Below are 17,136 nucleotides of genomic sequence, written 5' to 3' on the forward strand. Positions count from 1 at the left end.
AGGCGCGGGCTTCGGTCTACAGCACGTAGCGGGCCAGATCCTGCCGGCTTGCGGTCTCCGACAGCTTTGCGTCCACGTACGCGGCGTCGATCACCACGGTCTGTTCACCAGGGCTGGCCGCCTCGAACGACAGATCCTCCAGCAATTTCTCCATCACGGTATACAGGCGCCGCGCACCGATGTTTTCGGTGGTCTCGTTGACGTCGAACGCGAGCTCCGCCAGGCGCCGCACGCCGTCTTCGTGAAAGTCCAGCGTCACGTCTTCCGTCGCCATCAACGCGGCGTATTGCTTGGTGAGCGACGCGTCGGTGGCGCTCAGGATGCGCACGAAGTCCTCGGCCGTCAGCGAGTCCAGCTCCACCCGGATGGGAAATCGCCCCTGCAGTTCCGGGATCAGGTCGGAGGGCCGCGACAGGTGGAAGGCGCCCGATGCGATGAACAGAATATGGTCGGTCTTCACCGTGCCGTACTTGGTGTTGACGGTCGTGCCCTCCACCAGGGGCAGCAGGTCCCGTTGCACGCCCTGGCGTGACACATCCGCGCCCCCATGTTCCTGGCGGGCGGCGATTTTGTCGATCTCGTCCAGGAACACGATGCCGTGCTGCTCCGCCAACGTGATTGCCTGCGTGCGCAGCTCTTCTTCGTTGATGCGGCGCGCCGCTTCTTCCTCGGTGATCAGGCGGAAGGCTTCCTTGACGGTGATCCTGCGCGATTTGGTCTTGCCCTGGGACAGGCCGGCGAACATGCCGCGCAACTGCTCCGTCATTTCCTCCATGCCCGGGGGGGCCATGATCTCCATGTGCGGTGCAGTCTGTGCGACTTCGACGTCGACCTCGGTGTCGTCGAGCTTGCCCTCGCGCAGCCGCTTGCGAAAGACCTGGCGGGTGTTGTTCTCTTCCCGTTCGGGTTCGCCGCGGGTGTTGCGCGGCGGGGGCAGCAGGGCGTCCAGGATACGATCCTCCGCGGCGTCCTCGGCCTGGGTGCGCACCTGGCGCGTGGCGCTTTCGCGCGTCTGCTTGACGGCCACCTCGATCAGGTCGCGGACGATGGTGTCCACGTCGCGGCCCACGTACCCCACCTCGGTGAACTTGGTGGCCTCGATCTTGATGAACGGTGCATTGGCCAGCCGCGCCAGCCGGCGGGCAATCTCGGTCTTGCCCACCCCGGTGGGGCCTATCATCAGGATGTTCTTGGGCACGATCTCGTGGCGCAGAGGCTCGGCGACCTGCTGGCGGCGCCAGCGGTTGCGCAGCGCCACGGCGACGGAACGTTTTGCCCGGTCCTGGCCGACGATGTGCTTGTCCAGTTCCGAGACGATTTCCTTGGGGGTCATATTGGTGGCGGACATGTGCTGCGGCCTATAGGGTTTCGACGATGTGATTCTGGTTGGTGTAGATGCACAGGTCGCCCGCGATTTCCAGAGACTTTTTCACGATCTCGGCGGGGGGCATCTCGGTGTGCTCGAGCAGGGCCCGGGCCGCGGACTGCGCGTAGGCGCCGCCTGATCCGATGGCGGCGATGCCGTGCTCGGGTTCCAGCACGTCGCCGTTGCCGCTCAGGATCAGCGTGTGTTCCTGGTCGGCCACGATGAGCATGGCTTCAAGCCGGCGCAGCACGCGATCCGTGCGCCAGTCGCGGGTCAGCTCCACAGCGGCGCGCATCAGGTGCCCCTGGTGTTTTTCGAGCTTGGCTTCGAAGCGCTCCTGCAGGGTGAAGGCATCGGCGGTGGCCCCGGCGAAGCCGGCGAGCACCTTGTCGTGATAGAGGCGGCGGATCTTGCGGGCCGTGCCTTTGATGACGATATTGCCGAGCGTGACCTGGCCATCGCCCCCCAGGGCGACCGTGTCTCCACGGCGTACGGAGACGATCGTGGTGGCGTGAAATTGTTCCATAGGGCTCTCGAGTATTGAGAACATCATATGGAGACGGGCGGGGGGAATTCAAGAGAGCGCGGAGATGGCGCGTGTCGTCATCCGCCCGCGATGGGGCGGATCGACGTTGCGGAACGCGGCGGTCCTGGGGGCCGCCGGATGACCTGTGTCGGCCGTCAGTCGCCGTAGAGCTTCTGGCGCATTTCGCGGCGTTCCTGGGCTTCGAGCGACAAGGTGGCCGTCGGCCGCGCCAGCAGGCGGGCAATGCCGATGGGTTCGCCGGTTTCCTCGCAATAGCCGTATTCGCCCGCGTCGATGCGCGAGATGGACTGCTGGACCTTTTTCAGCAGTTTGCGTTCGCGGTCTCGCGTGCGCAGTTCCAGCGCGTGCTCTTCTTCGATCGTCGCGCGGTCGGCGGGATCCGGCACATATTGGGTTTCGCGCAGGTTTTCGGTCGTGGCGCCTGCATTGGTGAGGATTTCGTGTTCGAGCTGGTGCAGTCGTTCCCGGAAGAACGCGAGCTGGGCTTCGTTCATGTAGTCCTTTTCCGGCATCGCCAACAGTTCCTTTTCGGTCAGCACCCGGACCGGAGATTTTGTGCTGGATTTGCTAGCCATGTTGCGTCCCTCTTGGTTTGCCTGGCTCATTCAAGCCAGGCATTGTTCGAGTCCCTGGGTGAAGATGTCCCGGGGCAGTTTACGGCCGATGAAGACCATGCGTGTATTCGGTTTTTCACTGGCTTGCCAAGCCTTGCCGGGTTCGGCGCCCATGAGCATGTGCACGCCCTGGAATACCATGCGCCTCTTGACGCCCTTGATGTAGAGAATGCCTTTGTAGCGCAGCAGATCGGTGCCGTAGACCTGGACGATGCCGGACAGGAAGTCTTCCAGCCGCTCGGGGTCGAAGGCGCGGTCCGAACGAAACAGGAACGACCCGATCGCGTCATCGTGATGCGCGTGATGATGGTCGTGGTTGCAGTTCGGTCCGCACTCGTGGCCGTCTTCGTCGTCGTGTTCATGATCGTGGTGATGGTGCTCGTGGTCGTGGTCGTGGTCTTGTTCGTTCAGGAACTCCGGGTCGATGTTCAGGATGTCGTCGATGTTGAACCCGCTGACGTCCAGCAGCGTCCGCAGATCCGTTTCGCCGAAATGCACGGGGGCAATGCTGGCCCGCGGGTTGATGTGCATGAGTCGTGCCCGCAGTGCTTCGTAGTCGGCCTCGTTGACCAGATCCCGTTTCGAGATCAGGATGCGGTCGGCGAAGCCGACCTGGCTTTGGGCTTCTTCCTGGCGGTCCAGCGTGGCCATGCCATGCTTGGCGTCCACGACTGTAATGACGGCATCCAGCCTGTAGGTTTCGGCGATGTCGTCGTCCATGAAGAACGTCTGGCACACCGGCCCGGGGTTCGCCATGCCGGTGGTTTCGATGATGACGCGGTCAAAGCGCAGCGCCCCGGCTTCCCGTTGTACGGCCAGGTCGTTCAAGGCCCGCACCAGATCCCCCCGAACCGTGCAGCAGACGCAGCCATTGCTCAGTTGCACGATCTGTTCTTCGCTGTCCTGCACCAGGACATCGTTGTCGATGTTTTCCTCGCCGAATTCGTTTTCGATCACGGCGATGCGCTGGCCGTGATATTCGGTGAGAATGCGGCGCAGCAGCGTGGTCTTGCCTGCGCCCAGAAAGCCCGTGAGGACAGTCACGGGAATCAATGTGTCAACGGAAGGGGATGGATTTGCGGCGTTCATGAAGGATCTCTGCGTCGCGCCCACGAAGATGGCTTCGACCGAAGCCATCCGGCGCGATAAAAGCTAGCAGATGATTACATCATAGCCTGGGGGTTTGGGCAAACTTGCTGCACGTTCATGCCTGTTTGACGGCTCGGCGGGGCCTGCGGCACGCGCCGCCTGCGCCTGTCCGCGTGGACCGGCCATGGGCCCTGCCGGACCGCCATGCCGGCTCATGGCATCGGAACGGGGGGCCTTATGGGCGGAGTGATGCGCAGGCCTCGTCAGTTCCCGACCTGCTGTTCCGCCCGATCGGGCAGCGTACTGGTCGAGGGTTTGGAATGCGCCCCCAGCGTCACGCCGTTCACGGTCTGGCCGTAGAGATCGTCCGGGCCCCCGTGGTGCGCCTTGGTGGTGGCCTGGAGGTTGCCGGCGAAGCGCGGATCTTGCGGCCGGTCGTGTGCGTTGATGAAGTAGGCCACGTCCCAGGCTTCCTGTTCGCTCAGGGTGCCTCCCTGGCTGAGCGGCATGTTGGCATGGATGAAGGCGGCCGCCGTCTTGATGGAATGCATGCCGGCACCCCAATTGTAGGAGTCGTCGCCCCACAATGCCGGGAATACCGTGTGTCCGGAAGCGTCCTGCTGGCCCTTGCCCTCGGCGTCGTGGCACAGCGCGCAATGCTGGGTATAGACCTTCTGGCCGCGCACGTAATCCGCCGGCTGCGCGGGTTTCGCCAGTTCCGGGAATCCCTGGCCGGCCAGCTTGACCCCGGTGGGGGCGCCTTTGGCCATCCAGTACATGTAGCTCTCGAGCGACATGATGGTTCTGCTGTCGGCCGGCGGCATGCGGCCGTTCATGCTGTAGAGGAAACAGCCCTGAAGCCGTTCAGCCAGCGTGTTGACGTGGCCGTTCTTCGACCGGTAAGCCGGGTAGAGCACGTAGGCCGCCCACAGCGGCGCTGAACCGGCCTTGCGGCCCGCATCCAGGTGACAGCTCGCGCAATTCATGGAGTTGCCCACGTATTGTCCGGCGAATTTTTTCGGATTCAGGAAAATGTCCTGGCCGTGGCGTACCGCATCGCCGAAGGCCCCGCTCGGAATCGCGTCGGCCGCGGGTGGGGTGAACGCGGGCGCGTCCGATGCGGCCTGGGCGGTGCCCGTCGTTCCCAGGGCCAGCGCCAGCGTCCCGGTGGCGAGCGCGGCCGCAATGAGTCGTGTAGCCATTATTTCGCTCCTTTGCCGGATGCCGCCTGGGGCAGGGCGGAGAAATAGTCCGCCACTGCGGCGATCTGTGCGTCGTTCATGCGCTTGGCGATGCCGCTCATCAGGCCCTGGGGTCCGCCGGGGCGTTGCCCGGCCCGCCATTGCGTGAACTGTTCCACGATATAGGTCTTGCTCAGTCCCGCGAGGGCGGGAAAGTGCGGCCCGACTCCGATGCCACCGGGCGCATGGCACTGGATACAGGCCGGAATCTGTTGCGCCCAGTCCCCCCGGTTGGCGATCCAGGCGCCGGCATCCTGTGCATTCGGCTGTGTGTTGACTTGTGCCGCGAGCTTGTCCGCATCCCAAGGGGCGGGCAGCGTGCGGATGTAGGCGACCACGGCGGCGCGCTGCGCGGATGTCAGCGCGGTGGCGATGGGTTTCATGATGGGATTGACGCGTGATCCGTCGGCGAATGCCTGAAGCTGGGCCGACAGATAGTCCGCACCCTGGCCGGCCAGGAACGGGAAATTGGCTGCCGCCATGCCTTCGCCCTGTGCGCCGTGGCAGGTGATGCAGGCCGTGACGCCGGTCGCGCCCTGGGTGTAGATCTGCTTGCCGGCGTCGACGGCCGGTGATGCCGCCTGAGCCAGCCCCGCGACCAGCAGCGCGCCGCCGGCCATCAGAGAGCCCAGGAGTCTGCGTCGGCATCGGTTTGAGGAAATCATGTCGCGCGTCTCCCGGTTCGTCTCGTGGTGAAGCCATTATCGGACAAGTGGCGGGGCACCATCACACGCGCGGGTTCCAGCAGCGGCCCGAAAAGGTTACCGGGTTTGTCGCTCAGTCCTTGCTGGTGCGATGCGCGCGCGGGTGAGCCTGGTCGTAGGTGGCGGCCAGGTGCTGGAAATCCAGCCGGGTGTAGATCTGGGTCGTGGAAATGTTGGCGTGGCCCAGCAGTTCCTGGACGGCGCGCAGGTCGTGGGCCGATTGCAGCAGATGGCTGGCGAAACTGTGGCGGAGGCTGTGGGGATGCACGTGCAGCGGCAGGCCCACCTTCCGGGCCAGAGCCTGGAGCTGGAGTTCGACCACGCGCGGGCTGATGCGCCGCCCGCGGGCACCCAGGAACAGCGCGGCCCGCGTGTCGGCATCCGGCTCGGGCCGCAGCAGTCGGTCGCGGACGTCGAGCCACTGCTGGATCGCGGCGATGGCGTGGCGCCCCAGCGGCACGGTTCGGGTCTTGTGGCCCTTGCCCAGCACGGTGGCCTCGGCCTCGGGGATCTGGATCCAGCTCTGTGACGTGTACCCCGATTCGTGCACGGGCCGCCAGTCCAGGCTGACCAGTTCCGACAGGCGCAGCCCGCTGGAGTACAGCACCTCGAACATGGCCATGTCGCGCCGCTCGACCGGCGTGTTGGCGGGAGGGAGTTGAGTGCGGTCCAGCAATGCCTGAGCCTGGTCGACCGACAACGCCTTGGGCAGGCTGCGCGGGATCTTGGGGGCGCGTATGCCGTGGGCCGGGTTGCGGGACAGCCCGGCGGCGGGCGCCCGCCACTCGAAGAAACTGCGCCAGGCCGACAGCGCCCGCGCCAGGCTGCGCGGCTCGTGGCCTTGCGCATGCAGGCGGGCCAGGGCTTGGCGAATGTTCAGCTCGCCCAGCGAGTCCAGCGATTGTTCCGGAAAGCAGGTTTGCAGTGCGTGCAGATCGCGCCGGTAGGCCGCCACGGTGTGTTCCGAGTAGCGTTGCTGTGCACCGAGCTCCCTGAGCCACGATTCCACGAGCCCGGCGTCGGATGGAGTGCCGGCAGCCCCCGGGGATCGGCCGGCACTCGCGGCTCCCGGGGCGTCGGACCGATCTTCGCGCGGGTTTTCCGGCGTGGACACTAGGCGGCCTCGGGGACGGGCGCGGCGAGCCTGCCCAGTGCGGCGCCCGCCAGTGTGCCGATCAGCTCCAGGAACGTGGTGCCCATGTCCGGGGTGAATCGTTGTGCGTCGTCCGACCCCATGACCAGGAGTCCGACGGGGTCCGCGCCGGACGCGGTGCGCAGCGGCAGGATGGCCAGTGAGGCGGGCCCCGAGCCCAGCCATGTGGCGGCTTCCTGCTGCTGGTGCGGGCCGCAGTAAGGCTGCTGGAGTTCCTTGGCGAACGCGCGGATCGTGGGGGTGACATCCTCGGTGAATTCGCTGTGCGCGAGCCCGGGCAGGTCCCATAGCCTCAGCGCGATTGCGGTCAGGTCGAATTGGTCGCTCAGACTCCGGATGATGTGTGCCGGAATCTGGCCGGCGTCGGGTTCCGCCAGCATGCGCGCGCACCATTGCATGAGGTCCAGGTTGATGCGTTCGTTGCTGCCGGCGTTCTGCAGCAGCTGCTTCAGCCGCAGTTCGTGTTCACGCAGCCGGGTCCGCAGCGTCAGGATCTGGCGCTCGCCCAGCGAGATGGCGCGCGCCTGATTGGGGTGCGGCACGCTCAAGTTGGCGAACACGTCGGCATGCGCCTCGAAGAAGTCGGGGTTCTGGGTCAGATAGTCTGCGATGGTCTGGGCGGTCAGGTCATCATGGGTCATGAGGCTTCCGTTCGAGAAAAGAGGGCACCGGTCATGGGTGCTGCACCCGGCCGTATGCGGGCTGGTGGAGGAATTATCGGGCAAAGCGCGAAGCGGAGCCAGAGATGGCGAACGCGGCGGCCTTGTTCGTCATTCAGGGGCCGCTACACCGAGAGATACCGGTGCTGCGTCTCCGTATCCCGCAACAGGTCCTCGCTGTCGGCCGTGTGAACGATGCGGCCCTTTTCCAGAATGTAGGCGCGCCGGGCATGGCGCAGCGCGAAGTGCACGCTTTGATCAGTGAACAGGATGGTCGTGGTCTTGGACAGTTCGTCGATCAGTCGGCCGATTTGCTGAACGATGACGGGTGCCAGGCCCTCGTTGGGTTCGTCCAGCAGCAGCACCCGCGGCTCGCTCATGAGTGAGCGCGCCACGGCCAGCATCTGCTGCTGGCCGCCCGACAGATGGCCGCCGTCCCGGTTGGCCAGTTCCGCGAGCATGGGATAGCGGTCGAAGATGCGTTCCACGGTCCAGGCGCGGGGTGCGCCGGGCCGGTGGTATTCGCTGATCTCCAGGTTCTCGCGCACGGTGAGCGTGGGGAAGATGCGCCGGTCTTCAGGCACCAGCCCGATGCCCAGGCGGGCAATGCGCCAGGTGGGCTGACCGGCGATATCCTGGCCGTCGAACAGAACCTGACCTTCGCGCGGAGGGGTGAGTCCCATGATGCTGCGCAGCGTCGTGCTCTTGCCGGCGCCGTTGCGCCCCAGCAGGCAGACGGTTTCGCCGGCTGCCAGGGACAGGGAGACGCCCTGCAGGGCGTGACTTTCACCGTAGTAGGTGTGGATGTTCCGGACGTCCAGGATCATGCCGCCTCCATCATGTCGGCGGCTTCGTCGCCCAGGTAGGCGCGGCGCACTTCGGGATCGGCGCGCACGGCGGCCGGCGCGTCCAGGATCAGGCGGCTGCCGTGGTGCATGACGAGGATGCGGTCGGCCAGGTCGAACACCACTCGCATGTCGTGTTCCGTGACCAGGAAGGTGTAGTGATCGGTGCGGGCCAGAGTGCGGACCAGTTCCACGACCCGGCCCGTTTCGTCGGGGGTCATCCCGGCAGTGGGCTCGTCCAGCAGCACGAGCTCCGGGCGGGTGGCCAGCACCATGGCAATTTCCACCAGGCGCTTGTCGCCGTAGCTGATGGTGCCCGCCACGCGTTCGGACAGATGGGCCAGCGACAGTTCCGCGAGCAGTGCGTCCGCGTCCTCCTGGACGGCCGCGTTCACCGCTGCCCGATTGGCCCAGCGCCAGCTTTCGCGGCGTTGCGCGGTGACGGCGACTTCCACATTCTCGCGCACGGTCATTTCCGTGAAGATGTTGTTGATCTGGAAGGACCGTGAAATCCCCAGCCGGCTGATGACGTGCGGCGGCAGGCCGGTGATGTCGCGGCCCTTGAACTGGATGCTGCCGCTGCTGGGTACCAGGCGCCCGGAAAGCAGATTGTAGAAAGTGGTCTTGCCGGCGCCGTTGGGGCCGATGATGGCCAGGGTCTCGCCGGTGCGGACGTCCAGGTCGATGCCGGTCACGGCCTTGACGCCGCCAAAGTGCTTGTTCAGGCCCTGGACGCGCAGGATGCAATCGGATGTCATGGCTCAGCCCTGCGGTGGCGCGTCGGCAGGGCGCTGATGAGGGTGCCGAGGACGCCTCCGCGGAAGAACATCACCATGAGGGCGAGGATGATCCCCAGGAACAGCATCCAGGCCTGGGTGAGGCTGGTGATCCAGGTTTCCAGCAGGACGAAGATCCCGGCGCCCAGGAACGGCCCGAGAAAGTAGCCGCTGCCGCCCAGGATCGTCATCAGCACGGGCTCGGCCGACATGCTCCAGTGGGCGAGCTCCGGGCTGGCGATGCGCAGGAAGGGGGCCATCAGCCCGCCCGCCAGGCCCGCGAATCCGCCCGCGATCGTGAACGCCGCCAGCCGGTAGCGGCGGACATTGAGCCCGCAGAATGCCACCCGTTCCGGATTCTGGCGAATGGCGCGCAGGATCATGCCGAAGGACGAACCGCAGATCCGGTACAGGACGAGGCCGGCAATCACCACGATGGCGAGCACCACGTGGTAATACACGGCGGGATTGCCCAATGTGACTTTGATTCCCAGCCCCAGCGAGCCCACCGTGAAGCCCGAGATCCCGTCGCTGCCGTTGGTGACGGAGCGCCACTGGTGCACGACGCCGAACACCATCATGCCGAAGGCCAGGGTCAGCATGGCAAAGTACACCTGATCCAGGCGCACGCAGAAAAAGCCGATGACCAGCGCGAGAATCGTGCCGGCCAGGAATGACACCAGCAGGCACGCCAGCAGCGGCCAGTGCAGCGACTGCAGCAGCATGGCAGTCGCATAGGCGCCGATGCCATAGAACGCGGCGTGCCCGAAGCTCAGCATCCCCGTGTAGCCGAAGATCAGGTTGAAACTGGCCGCGAGCAGCCCCAGGATCAGGATCTGGGTGGCGATGAAGATGTAGAAGAACGGGGCGATCCACGGCAGCGCGATCAGCGCCGCCAGCAGGATCGCGAGCCCTGTCCGCCCGGTGAGCGTGTTCATGCCGATCTCCTGGGGCCGAGCAGACCGTAAGGCTTGATGAGCAGCACCAGCGCCATGCCGATGAACGGCAGCACCAGATTGATTTCCGGCAGGTAGCGCCCGCCCAGGCCGTGAATGAGACCCAGGACGATGGCGCCCAGCAGCGCGCCGGGAAAGCTGCCCAGGCCGCCGATCACCACCACGATGAAGCTTTCGATGATGATCTTGTCGCCCATGCCCGGGTCGATGGCGCGCATGGGCGCCGCCACCACGCCGCCCACGGCGGCGAGCCAGGCGCCGAAGGCGAAAGCGCCGGTGATGACCAGACGCGTGTTGATGCATAGCACCTGGGCCATTTCGCGGTCCAGCGCGGCCGCGCGCATGATCTTGCCGATGCGGGTTCGGTTGAACAGCAGCCACAGACCCAGCAGCGTCAGCGCTCCCATGGCCAGTACGAACGCGCTGTAGCGCGGATAGCTGAGTTCGCCGCCCAGATGAATGGCGCCTTGCAGCAGCGCGGGCGGATCGATGATGTGAATGCCCGGCCCCCAGATGAGCCGGGTGGACTCGTTCAGGATCAGCAACAGGGCGAAGGTCAGCAGCAGGCTGTCGGTGACTTCACGCTGGTAGATGAAGCGCAGCATGCCCCGGTCGATGGCCACCGCCAGGACAGCCACCACCAGCGGCGCGAGCAGCAGCGTCAGCCAGAAGGGCATCCCCAGGCCGACGATGCTGGCGTACGCCAGGTACGCGCCCAGCATGTAGAGCGAGCCGTGCGCGAAGTTGATGACGTTGAGCACGCCGAAGACGATGTTCAGGCCCACTGCGATGATGAAAAGCAGCAGGCCTATGTCCAGGCTGTTCAGCAGCGCCAGGCCGAGGCCGCCCATGTCAGAGCTTGCAGGCGGGATCGACGGGAGGCGTGACCTTTGTGCCGTCGAAGTTGTGGATCTGCGTGAGCGAGCGGATCTTGTCGGCGGTGTTCATGGCGCCGGTCAAACCCCACGTCGGTCCAATGAGCGCCTGATGGTCTTCCTTGCGGAAGGTCAGGTCGCCCGTGGGGGCCTGCATGGTCATCCCGGACAGTGCGTTGATGATCTTGTCGCTGTCCACGGATCCGGCCTTTTCGAGGGCGGCCTTGAATGCATAGATCGCGGTGTAGGCGCCTTCGGCGTTATAGCTGGGCGGGTGGTTGTAGGCTTTCTTGTAGGCTTCGACGAAATGCTTGTTCATCGGGGTATCCCACGACGCATACCAGTAGCGCGTGCCCAGCCAGACATTCTCGGGCATCTGGTCGCCGAGGGCCGTCAGGACCTCGGTCGCGGCGCCCACGTTCATGAAGATCTTGTAGCCTTGCTTGAAGAAGCCTCGTTCGTTGGCCTGGCGCACGAAATTCACCAGATCGCCGCCCCAGAGTGAAATCAGCACGCCGTCGGGTTTGCTTTGCACGACGCTGCTGATGAAGGGCGTGTAGTCCTCGGCGCCAAAGCGCGGGAAGGCAAGCTGGTCGCTCATGAGCACGACCTTGGGATTGTGGGCTTTCAGGTTGGTGCTGAAATACTCCCAGGACTGGTGGCCGAAGGCGTAGTCCGGCCCGATGGTGGTCCATTTGACCGCTCCGGTCTGGGCGGCGATTTCCGCGCCGCCCGCCATCATCTGCGCAACGTTCACGCTGTCGCGGAAGGTGTATTTGTTGCAGAGCTTGCCGGTCACGTCCGGCGTGGCGGCGTGCGTGATGATGAAGGGTTTGCCGAGCTCCGGCAGCACCGGCACCAGGCCCTGGGCCACGCCCGAGCTGTCCAGCCCCATCATCAGGTCGACCTTGTCCTGGTAGACCATCTTGCGTGCGACCTGGATGGCCGTGGCCGCCTTGCCCTGGCCGTCTTCGAGCTGCAGGTGCAGCTGGCGGCCCAGCACGCCGCCCTTGGCGTTGACCTCGTCGATGGCGAGCGTCGCGCCCTGCTTGGCGAATTCGCCGTAGGTGGCCGCGCTGCCGGACATCAGGTAGATGCCGCCGATACGGATAGGATCCTGGGCTTGGGCGGGGGAGCTGGCCAGCAGACCTGCGATGGCGAGCGCACCCAGCACCTTGGTCGGTGAAAGCTTCTTCATGATTGTCTCCTCGGACTTTGCACTGGCGGCCGGCGTGTGCCCGCCGGGCCGTGAAAGGGGGGCCGCTATGGACACGGCCTCATGTTGTGGGAAAAATGTAAAACACTTGTTCGGTAAAGTCAAAGATTCAAGGCGGGCCCTGCAGATAGGACTCCAGCAGGTCGCAGACGGAGCGTGCGTAGGTATTCACGTCGATCTCCTGGCGGCGGTATTTGCTGCGTTTGAGATACCAGTCCTGCATCAGTGCCTTGGTGAGCGAAGCGACCATCCTTGCGTCGACGGCGCGGAAGGCGCCGATGGCCATGCCCTCCTGCAAGATGTCGAAGAAGATGTCCTCGATCTCTCGTGCCGCCTGCACGGCCTTCTGTCTTTCGGCGGGCGGCAGATGGCGCGCTTCCATGAAGGAGAAGCTGAACCAGTCCGGCATCATTTCGCTCAGGAACAGGTGCGTGCGTATGGCGGCCCGCAGCCTTTCCACGCCGGGCGCCGCTTGCTGCGTGCGGGTGTGCAGGGTCTTGCGGGTGAGCAGGAAGCCGTAGTCCTGAATGAGGTGAATCAGGTCGTCCTTGTTTTTGATGTAGGCATAGATGCCGCCGATGCTGAACCCCGACTCGGCGCACAGGTCGCGCAGCGACATGGCGTGAAAACCCTTGGAACCCGCCAGGCGCAGCGTGGCTTCCACGATGCTGGCCAGACCGTGAATGGCGACCGCTGGTTTCTTGATGCGGATGTGGTGATGATTTTCCTGCAGGAGCGCTTTGTAGATGTCGTCCCTGGACAGGCTCAATCCCGCCTTGAAGCCTTCGAAATCGTCGGGCACGTCAGGACTCCGCGCCGCTGTCGGGCGACCGGGTTGGTGAACGCGCCTGATCACGCAGGATGTTCTTGCGGATCTTTCCCGTGGACGTCTTGGGCAGCGGTCCGAAGACGACCTGTTTGGGGATCTTGTACGACGCCATCCCGGTGCGGCAGAAGTCCACGATGTCCTGTTCGCTCACGGCCGGCCCACCGTCCTTCAGGCAAACGAAGGCGCAGGGGACTTCGCCCCAGCGTTCGTCGGGGCGCGCGACCACGGCGGCTTCCAGAACCCGCGGATGGCGGTAGAGGACGTCCTCGACTTCCTTGCTGGAGATGTTTTCACCACCCGAGATGATGATGTCCTTGGCGCGGTCCTTGACCTCCACGTAGCCGTCGGAGTGCATCACCGCCAGATCGCCGGTGCGGAACCAGCCGTTCTGGAAGGCCTTCCCGGTGCTGGCGGGGTTCTTCAGGTAGCCCTTCATCAAGGTATTCCCCCGGTGCGCCAGCTCGCCCAGTGTCTGTCCGTCGGCCGGGACGGGGTCTCCCGTTTCCCGGGACAGCACCTGGACGTCGTCCATGGCGTAGAGCCCCACGCCCTGGCGCGCCATCTTCGCGGCCAGGTCGTCCAGCTCCAGCCCCTCCCAGTCGGGTTGCCAGACGCATACCGTGGAGGGACCGTAGCTTTCCGTCAGGCCGTACAGGTGGGTGATCTGGAATCCGACCGGACCGGCCTTGGCGATGATGACGTTCGGCGGTGCCGCGCCGCCGACGGCGAACTGGACCTTTTCGGGCAGCTTGATGCCGGCCTCGCTGAAATCGTTGACCAGCAGGTTCAGGACCACAGGTGCACCACACATGTGCGTGACGTGGTCCTCGCGGATCCGTTCCAGCACTGCCTGCGACTGGACCTTGCGCAGGCATACGTGCGTGCCGCCCACGGCCGTGATGGCCCATGTGTAGCACCAGCCGTTGCAATGGAACATGGGCAGGGTCCACAGGTACACGGTGTCCGGCGTCATGTTGAAGGCCATGGCGTTGCCCATTCCGGACAGGTAGGCCCCGCGATGGTGGTAGACCACGCCCTTGGGGTCGCCCGTGGTGCCCGAGGTGTAGCACAGCGAGATGGCGTCCCATTCGTCGCGCGGCTTCCGCCAGTCGAAGTCCGGGTCTCCCGACGCGATCAGGGATTCATAGTCGTAGGCCGCCAGGCCCGGCGTTGCGGCCCGCTGGTGCGCGATGGCGATGCGCAGCGGCGGGTTTTCCAGTGCCTTCACCGCCTCAGCCACCAAAGGCTCGAATTCGGTATCGTAAAGCAGTGCGCGAGCCTCGCCGTGCTGCAGGATGAAGCGGATGGAGGCGGCGTCCAGCCGGGTGTTGAGCGCGTTCAGCACCGCGCCGGCCATGGGGACGGAATAGTGGCTCTCCAGCAGTTCGTGGCTGTTGAAGCACAGCACCGACACGGTGTCATTGCGCCCTATGCCCAGCGATTGCAGCGCGCTGGCCATCCGTCGGCAGCGATCGTAGAGCTGGGCATAGGTGAATGCGCCGTCGTCGTCCTTGACCGCGATCTTGTGCGGAAAGACCCAGGCCGAGCGCTTCAGGAAGCTCAGCGGCGTGAGCGGCGAATAATTGGCGACCTGCCGGTCCAGATCAGTGTCGAATTTGTGGGTGGCCATGAAAATCGCCTCCTTGGAGGGCATCACGATGGGAATCTGGGATTGCTGAGCGCGAGCTTGCGCCGTGTCAACGTCATGAGCAATTCGACCAGCGCAGGCTGGGCCGGCTCGGGCAGTTGCCGTTCGCGGATCAGGCGGCTGAGCGTCCGCTCGTCGGCGGCCAGATCGCCCTTGCCGGCCTGTTCCAGGAACCGGGCGATGGCGGCCGCGTCGTCGGCATCCCCTGCCGGGGCCCGCTGCAACTCGCGCGCTGCGATGCCCATGGCGCGGGCCACCATGCGGGCCGCGTAGGCCTCATCGGGCGGGAGCGCCGGCAGCAGCCGCTCCATGAGCGTGCGCCGGGCCACGTCGAGCAGGGCAGCGCCGTCGGGCTGGTTGATCATGAGGGGGCCTCCGGTTGCCGGTGCGTCGATGCCGCGGTGAGGTGCCCGATCTGCTCCAGCAGGTCGAATTCCATTTCGGGCAGCATGCGTCCGGTCAGTGCCAATTCCAGCGAGGGTTCCTCGCCCGACAGATGACGCTGGGCCTGCTGCAGCGCGATGACGGACCAGCGCACCAGACCCATGATCTCCCAATATTCGACGGCGGGGCCGTCCACCGGGTGGCCCGAGACGGCCGAGTAGCCGGCGAACAGGTCGGTCTTGTCGCCCAGTCCGCCCACCTCGCGTTCCCGGGCGCCGAAGCGCCAGCTTCGGCAGCACAGCCATCCCAGGTCTTCATACGGATCGCTCCACGCGGCGAATTCCCAGTCGAGCACGGCGCTGAGCTGGCCGTCGCGCACCATGTAATTGCCGGTCCGGAAATCGCAATGGCACAGCACGAGGTCGTGGGCAGCCGGCAGGTGGTCGGCCAGCCACACCAGCGCCCAGTCCAGCACGGGATGAGGCTCATCGATCTGGTCCAGGGCGTGCTGATAGCTGCGCACGCGGTGCAACGCAGCCGGTTCCGGGGGGCGTGTGAGGAATTCCAGATCGGCGCGCGGCGGCTTGACGCGATGCAGGCGCGCCAGTTCTCCACCCAGGCGGTGTGTGAGCGCCCTGGCCTGGCCGGGATCCAGCGCCGCCTTCAAGAATGAGGCGGGCGCGCTGCTGCCTTCGGCCCGCTGCATGATGAAGAACGTGCGCCCCAGCACGCCGGGGTCCGTGCACAGCCAGAGCGGCTGCGGAACCGTGAGCCCCGCTTCGTGGGCCGCTTTCAGGACCTGGAATTCCTGGCTTCGATCCAGACTCGCGGCGATGCGCGAAGGGGCATCGCTGCGCACCACGAAATGGTGCTCGCCCGGATGGGTGCCGCCCGTCATGCGTACGGTCAGGCCATGGTTGTCCTGGATGGCGCCGCCGGTCAGCCGCGAGAATTCCAGGACATCGACGGACTGCGCGCGGCATTCGCGCCGAAGATAATCGGCCAGCGCGGCCTCAGGGGCGGCCATGGCCCACCCCCCAATGCCAGAAGTCGTCGTCATGCAGCAGCCGCTGCGCCAGGACCATCTTGTGGACCTCGGAGGCGCCGTCGACCAGCCGCGCCTGGCGGGCGTAGCGGTAAATCCATTCCAGCGGCGTGTCGCGCGAATAGCCGCGCGCGCCGCAGAGCTGGATGGCGGTATCGACGGCCTTGTGCAGGGCGTCGGCCACGGCGACCTTGGCCATGGAGACCTCGGCCCGTGCGAAGTCCCCCTGGTCGAGCTTCCAGGCGGCATGCATGGTCAGCAGGCGACCGGTACGGATCTGCAGCGCGGCCTCGCCCAGCATCCATTGCACGCCCTCGTGGTCGGCCAGCGCTTGACCGAAGGCCTGCCGTTGCGTGACGTAGGTCCCCGCGATTTCCAACGACCGGCGCGCGAGGCCCAGCCAGCGCATGCAGTGCGTCAACCGTGCCGGTCCCAGTCGGATCTGGGTGACCTTCAACCCGTCGCCGATCCCCATGAGGCGGTTTTCGTCCGGGATGCACAACCCGTCGAAGCGCAGTTCGCAGTGCCCGCCGTGTTCTTCCGGCCCCATGATGGGGATGCGGCGCACCACCTCCCAACCCGGGTCGTCCCTGTGGAACAGAAAGGCCGTCAAGCCTTTGCGGGCGTCGTCCGAAGTGCGTGCGACCAGGATGAAGTGCTCCGCCACGCCCGCGCCGGTGATGAAGTGTTTGGTGCCGTGGACACGCCAGTGATCGCCCTCGCGCGTGGCGCGGGTCTGCATCATGGCGGGATCCGATCCGGAGCCCGGCGCCGGTTCCGTCATGGCAAACGACGACCGCACCGTGCCATCGATGATGGGTTGCAGCCAGCGGTCCTTCTGGGCCGGCGTGGCGATCTTGTTCAGCACCATCATGTTGCCGTCGTCTGGCGCCGCGGAATTGAACACCACCGGTCCGAAGATGGACCGGTTCATTTCCTCGTAGCAGGCCGCCATGTCCGCCATGGACAGGCCCTGTCCGCCGCGTTCCGGCGGCATTTGCAGGCACCACAGGTGATCGGCGCGGGCTTTTGCTCTCAGAGCGTGGAGGCGGACGGGGTCCAGGTTTTCGTGCGCGTCGTAAGACTGGGGATCCGCTTCCAGTGGGATGAGCTCGGTGTCGACGAACTGTCGGATCCGGGTGCTGAAATCCTGGGCGGCGTCAGAGAGAGTGAAATCCATGTCGTGTGT

18 protein-coding genes are annotated in these 17,136 nt (G+C 65.5%); all 18 read right to left on the reverse strand.

What is annotated here, in order from left to right:
* Positions 1-16: 16 nt before the first annotated feature.
* The 18 genes from hslU to ACVCMJ_RS13290 all read right to left on the reverse strand — a co-directional run bounded on the left by hslU (position 17) and on the right by ACVCMJ_RS13290 (position 17,127).
* Positions 17-1,348 (reverse strand): ATP-dependent protease ATPase subunit HslU, encoded by a 1,332-nt coding sequence (hslU, locus tag ACVCMJ_RS13205; protein WP_447081855.1) that lies wholly within the window; start codon positions 1,346-1,348, stop codon positions 17-19.
* 10 nt (positions 1,349-1,358) lie between these two features.
* Positions 1,359-1,892 (reverse strand): ATP-dependent protease subunit HslV, encoded by a 534-nt coding sequence (gene hslV, locus ACVCMJ_RS13210; RefSeq protein ID WP_447081856.1) that lies wholly within the window; start codon positions 1,890-1,892, stop codon positions 1,359-1,361.
* Between the two features lie 155 nt (positions 1,893-2,047).
* A complete protein-coding gene (gene dksA, locus ACVCMJ_RS13215; protein ID WP_447081857.1) occupies positions 2,048-2,488 on the reverse strand; it encodes an RNA polymerase-binding protein DksA in 441 nt (146 codons plus the stop codon).
* Between the two features lie 30 nt (positions 2,489-2,518).
* Positions 2,519-3,616 carry a CobW family GTP-binding protein gene (locus tag ACVCMJ_RS13220; protein WP_447081858.1) on the reverse strand — a complete coding sequence of 366 codons (1,098 nt, stop codon included), beginning with the start codon at positions 3,614-3,616 and terminating at the stop codon, positions 2,519-2,521.
* A gap of 263 nt (positions 3,617-3,879) precedes the next feature.
* On the reverse strand, positions 3,880-4,818 hold the full coding sequence (locus ACVCMJ_RS13225) for a c-type cytochrome (RefSeq protein WP_447081859.1): 939 nt from the start codon (positions 4,816-4,818) through the stop codon (positions 3,880-3,882).
* Positions 4,818-5,522, reverse strand: a complete 705-nt coding sequence (locus ACVCMJ_RS13230; protein ID WP_447081860.1) for a c-type cytochrome — start codon at positions 5,520-5,522, stop codon at positions 4,818-4,820. The genes ACVCMJ_RS13225 and ACVCMJ_RS13230 overlap by 1 nt, the downstream gene beginning before the upstream one ends.
* A gap of 112 nt (positions 5,523-5,634) precedes the next feature.
* On the reverse strand, positions 5,635-6,675 hold the full coding sequence (gene xerC / locus ACVCMJ_RS13235; RefSeq protein ID WP_447081861.1) for a tyrosine recombinase XerC: 1,041 nt from the start codon (positions 6,673-6,675) through the stop codon (positions 5,635-5,637).
* Positions 6,675-7,355, reverse strand: coding sequence for a DUF484 family protein (locus ACVCMJ_RS13240; RefSeq protein ID WP_447081862.1), 681 nt, complete (start codon positions 7,353-7,355; stop codon positions 6,675-6,677). Before ACVCMJ_RS13240 ends, xerC begins: the two co-directional genes overlap by 1 nt.
* A 143-nt stretch (positions 7,356-7,498) precedes the next feature.
* Positions 7,499-8,200 carry an ABC transporter ATP-binding protein gene (locus ACVCMJ_RS13245; protein ID WP_447081863.1) on the reverse strand — a complete coding sequence of 234 codons (702 nt, stop codon included), beginning with the start codon at positions 8,198-8,200 and terminating at the stop codon, positions 7,499-7,501.
* A complete protein-coding gene (locus tag ACVCMJ_RS13250; RefSeq protein WP_447081864.1) occupies positions 8,197-8,976 on the reverse strand; it encodes an ABC transporter ATP-binding protein in 780 nt (259 codons plus the stop codon). Before ACVCMJ_RS13250 ends, ACVCMJ_RS13245 begins: the two co-directional genes overlap by 4 nt.
* Positions 8,973-9,932, reverse strand: a complete 960-nt coding sequence (locus ACVCMJ_RS13255) for a branched-chain amino acid ABC transporter permease (RefSeq protein ID WP_447081865.1) — start codon at positions 9,930-9,932, stop codon at positions 8,973-8,975. Before ACVCMJ_RS13255 ends, ACVCMJ_RS13250 begins: the two co-directional genes overlap by 4 nt.
* Positions 9,929-10,801: a branched-chain amino acid ABC transporter permease gene (locus ACVCMJ_RS13260; protein ID WP_447081866.1), complete on the reverse strand. Its 873-nt coding sequence runs from the start codon at positions 10,799-10,801 to the stop codon at positions 9,929-9,931. Before ACVCMJ_RS13260 ends, ACVCMJ_RS13255 begins: the two co-directional genes overlap by 4 nt.
* Position 10,802: 1 nt before the next feature.
* A complete protein-coding gene (locus ACVCMJ_RS13265; protein WP_447081867.1) occupies positions 10,803-12,023 on the reverse strand; it encodes an ABC transporter substrate-binding protein in 1,221 nt (406 codons plus the stop codon).
* Between the two features lie 127 nt (positions 12,024-12,150).
* Positions 12,151-12,843, reverse strand: a complete 693-nt coding sequence (locus ACVCMJ_RS13270; protein WP_447081868.1) for a TetR/AcrR family transcriptional regulator — start codon at positions 12,841-12,843, stop codon at positions 12,151-12,153.
* Between the two features lies 1 nt (position 12,844).
* Positions 12,845-14,500: an AMP-binding protein gene (locus ACVCMJ_RS13275; protein WP_447081869.1), complete on the reverse strand. Its 1,656-nt coding sequence runs from the start codon at positions 14,498-14,500 to the stop codon at positions 12,845-12,847.
* Between the two features lie 23 nt (positions 14,501-14,523).
* Complete coding sequence (locus ACVCMJ_RS13280; RefSeq protein ID WP_447081870.1) at positions 14,524-14,883, reverse strand: DUF6285 domain-containing protein; 360 nt, start codon at positions 14,881-14,883, stop codon at positions 14,524-14,526.
* A complete protein-coding gene (locus ACVCMJ_RS13285) occupies positions 14,880-15,962 on the reverse strand; it encodes a phosphotransferase family protein (protein ID WP_447081871.1) in 1,083 nt (360 codons plus the stop codon). Before ACVCMJ_RS13285 ends, ACVCMJ_RS13280 begins: the two co-directional genes overlap by 4 nt.
* Positions 15,916-17,127, reverse strand: a complete 1,212-nt coding sequence (locus ACVCMJ_RS13290) for an acyl-CoA dehydrogenase family protein (RefSeq protein ID WP_447081872.1) — start codon at positions 17,125-17,127, stop codon at positions 15,916-15,918. The genes ACVCMJ_RS13285 and ACVCMJ_RS13290 overlap by 47 nt, the downstream gene beginning before the upstream one ends.
* Between the last annotated feature and the right edge of the window lie 9 nt (positions 17,128-17,136).

The organism is Castellaniella sp. UC4447_H14, assembly GCF_052978285.1.

Excerpts from the sequence above, each read along its gene's own strand:
- hslU (WP_447081855.1), bottom strand. The coding sequence starts at position 1,348 with ATGTCCGCCACCAATATGACCCCCAAGGAAATCGTCTCGGAACTGGAC.
- hslV (WP_447081856.1), bottom strand. The coding sequence starts at position 1,892 with ATGGAACAATTTCACGCCACCACGATCGTCTCCGTACGCCGTGGAGAC.
- dksA (WP_447081857.1), bottom strand. The coding sequence starts at position 2,488 with ATGGCTAGCAAATCCAGCACAAAATCTCCGGTCCGGGTGCTGACCGAA.
- ACVCMJ_RS13220 (WP_447081858.1), bottom strand. The coding sequence starts at position 3,616 with ATGAACGCCGCAAATCCATCCCCTTCCGTTGACACATTGATTCCCGTG.
- ACVCMJ_RS13225 (WP_447081859.1), bottom strand. The coding sequence starts at position 4,818 with ATGGCTACACGACTCATTGCGGCCGCGCTCGCCACCGGGACGCTGGCG.
- ACVCMJ_RS13230 (WP_447081860.1), bottom strand. The coding sequence starts at position 5,522 with ATGATTTCCTCAAACCGATGCCGACGCAGACTCCTGGGCTCTCTGATG.
- ACVCMJ_RS13240 (WP_447081862.1), bottom strand. The coding sequence starts at position 7,355 with ATGACCCATGATGACCTGACCGCCCAGACCATCGCAGACTATCTGACC.
- ACVCMJ_RS13245 (WP_447081863.1), bottom strand. The coding sequence starts at position 8,200 with ATGATCCTGGACGTCCGGAACATCCACACCTACTACGGTGAAAGTCAC.
- ACVCMJ_RS13250 (WP_447081864.1), bottom strand. The coding sequence starts at position 8,976 with ATGACATCCGATTGCATCCTGCGCGTCCAGGGCCTGAACAAGCACTTT.
- ACVCMJ_RS13255 (WP_447081865.1), bottom strand. The coding sequence starts at position 9,932 with ATGAACACGCTCACCGGGCGGACAGGGCTCGCGATCCTGCTGGCGGCG.
- ACVCMJ_RS13260 (WP_447081866.1), bottom strand. The coding sequence starts at position 10,801 with ATGGGCGGCCTCGGCCTGGCGCTGCTGAACAGCCTGGACATAGGCCTG.
- ACVCMJ_RS13265 (WP_447081867.1), bottom strand. The coding sequence starts at position 12,023 with ATGAAGAAGCTTTCACCGACCAAGGTGCTGGGTGCGCTCGCCATCGCA.
- ACVCMJ_RS13275 (WP_447081869.1), bottom strand. The coding sequence starts at position 14,500 with ATGGCCACCCACAAATTCGACACTGATCTGGACCGGCAGGTCGCCAAT.
- ACVCMJ_RS13280 (WP_447081870.1), bottom strand. The coding sequence starts at position 14,883 with ATGATCAACCAGCCCGACGGCGCTGCCCTGCTCGACGTGGCCCGGCGC.
- ACVCMJ_RS13285 (WP_447081871.1), bottom strand. The coding sequence starts at position 15,962 with ATGACGACGACTTCTGGCATTGGGGGGTGGGCCATGGCCGCCCCTGAG.
- ACVCMJ_RS13290 (WP_447081872.1), bottom strand. The coding sequence starts at position 17,127 with ATGGATTTCACTCTCTCTGACGCCGCCCAGGATTTCAGCACCCGGATC.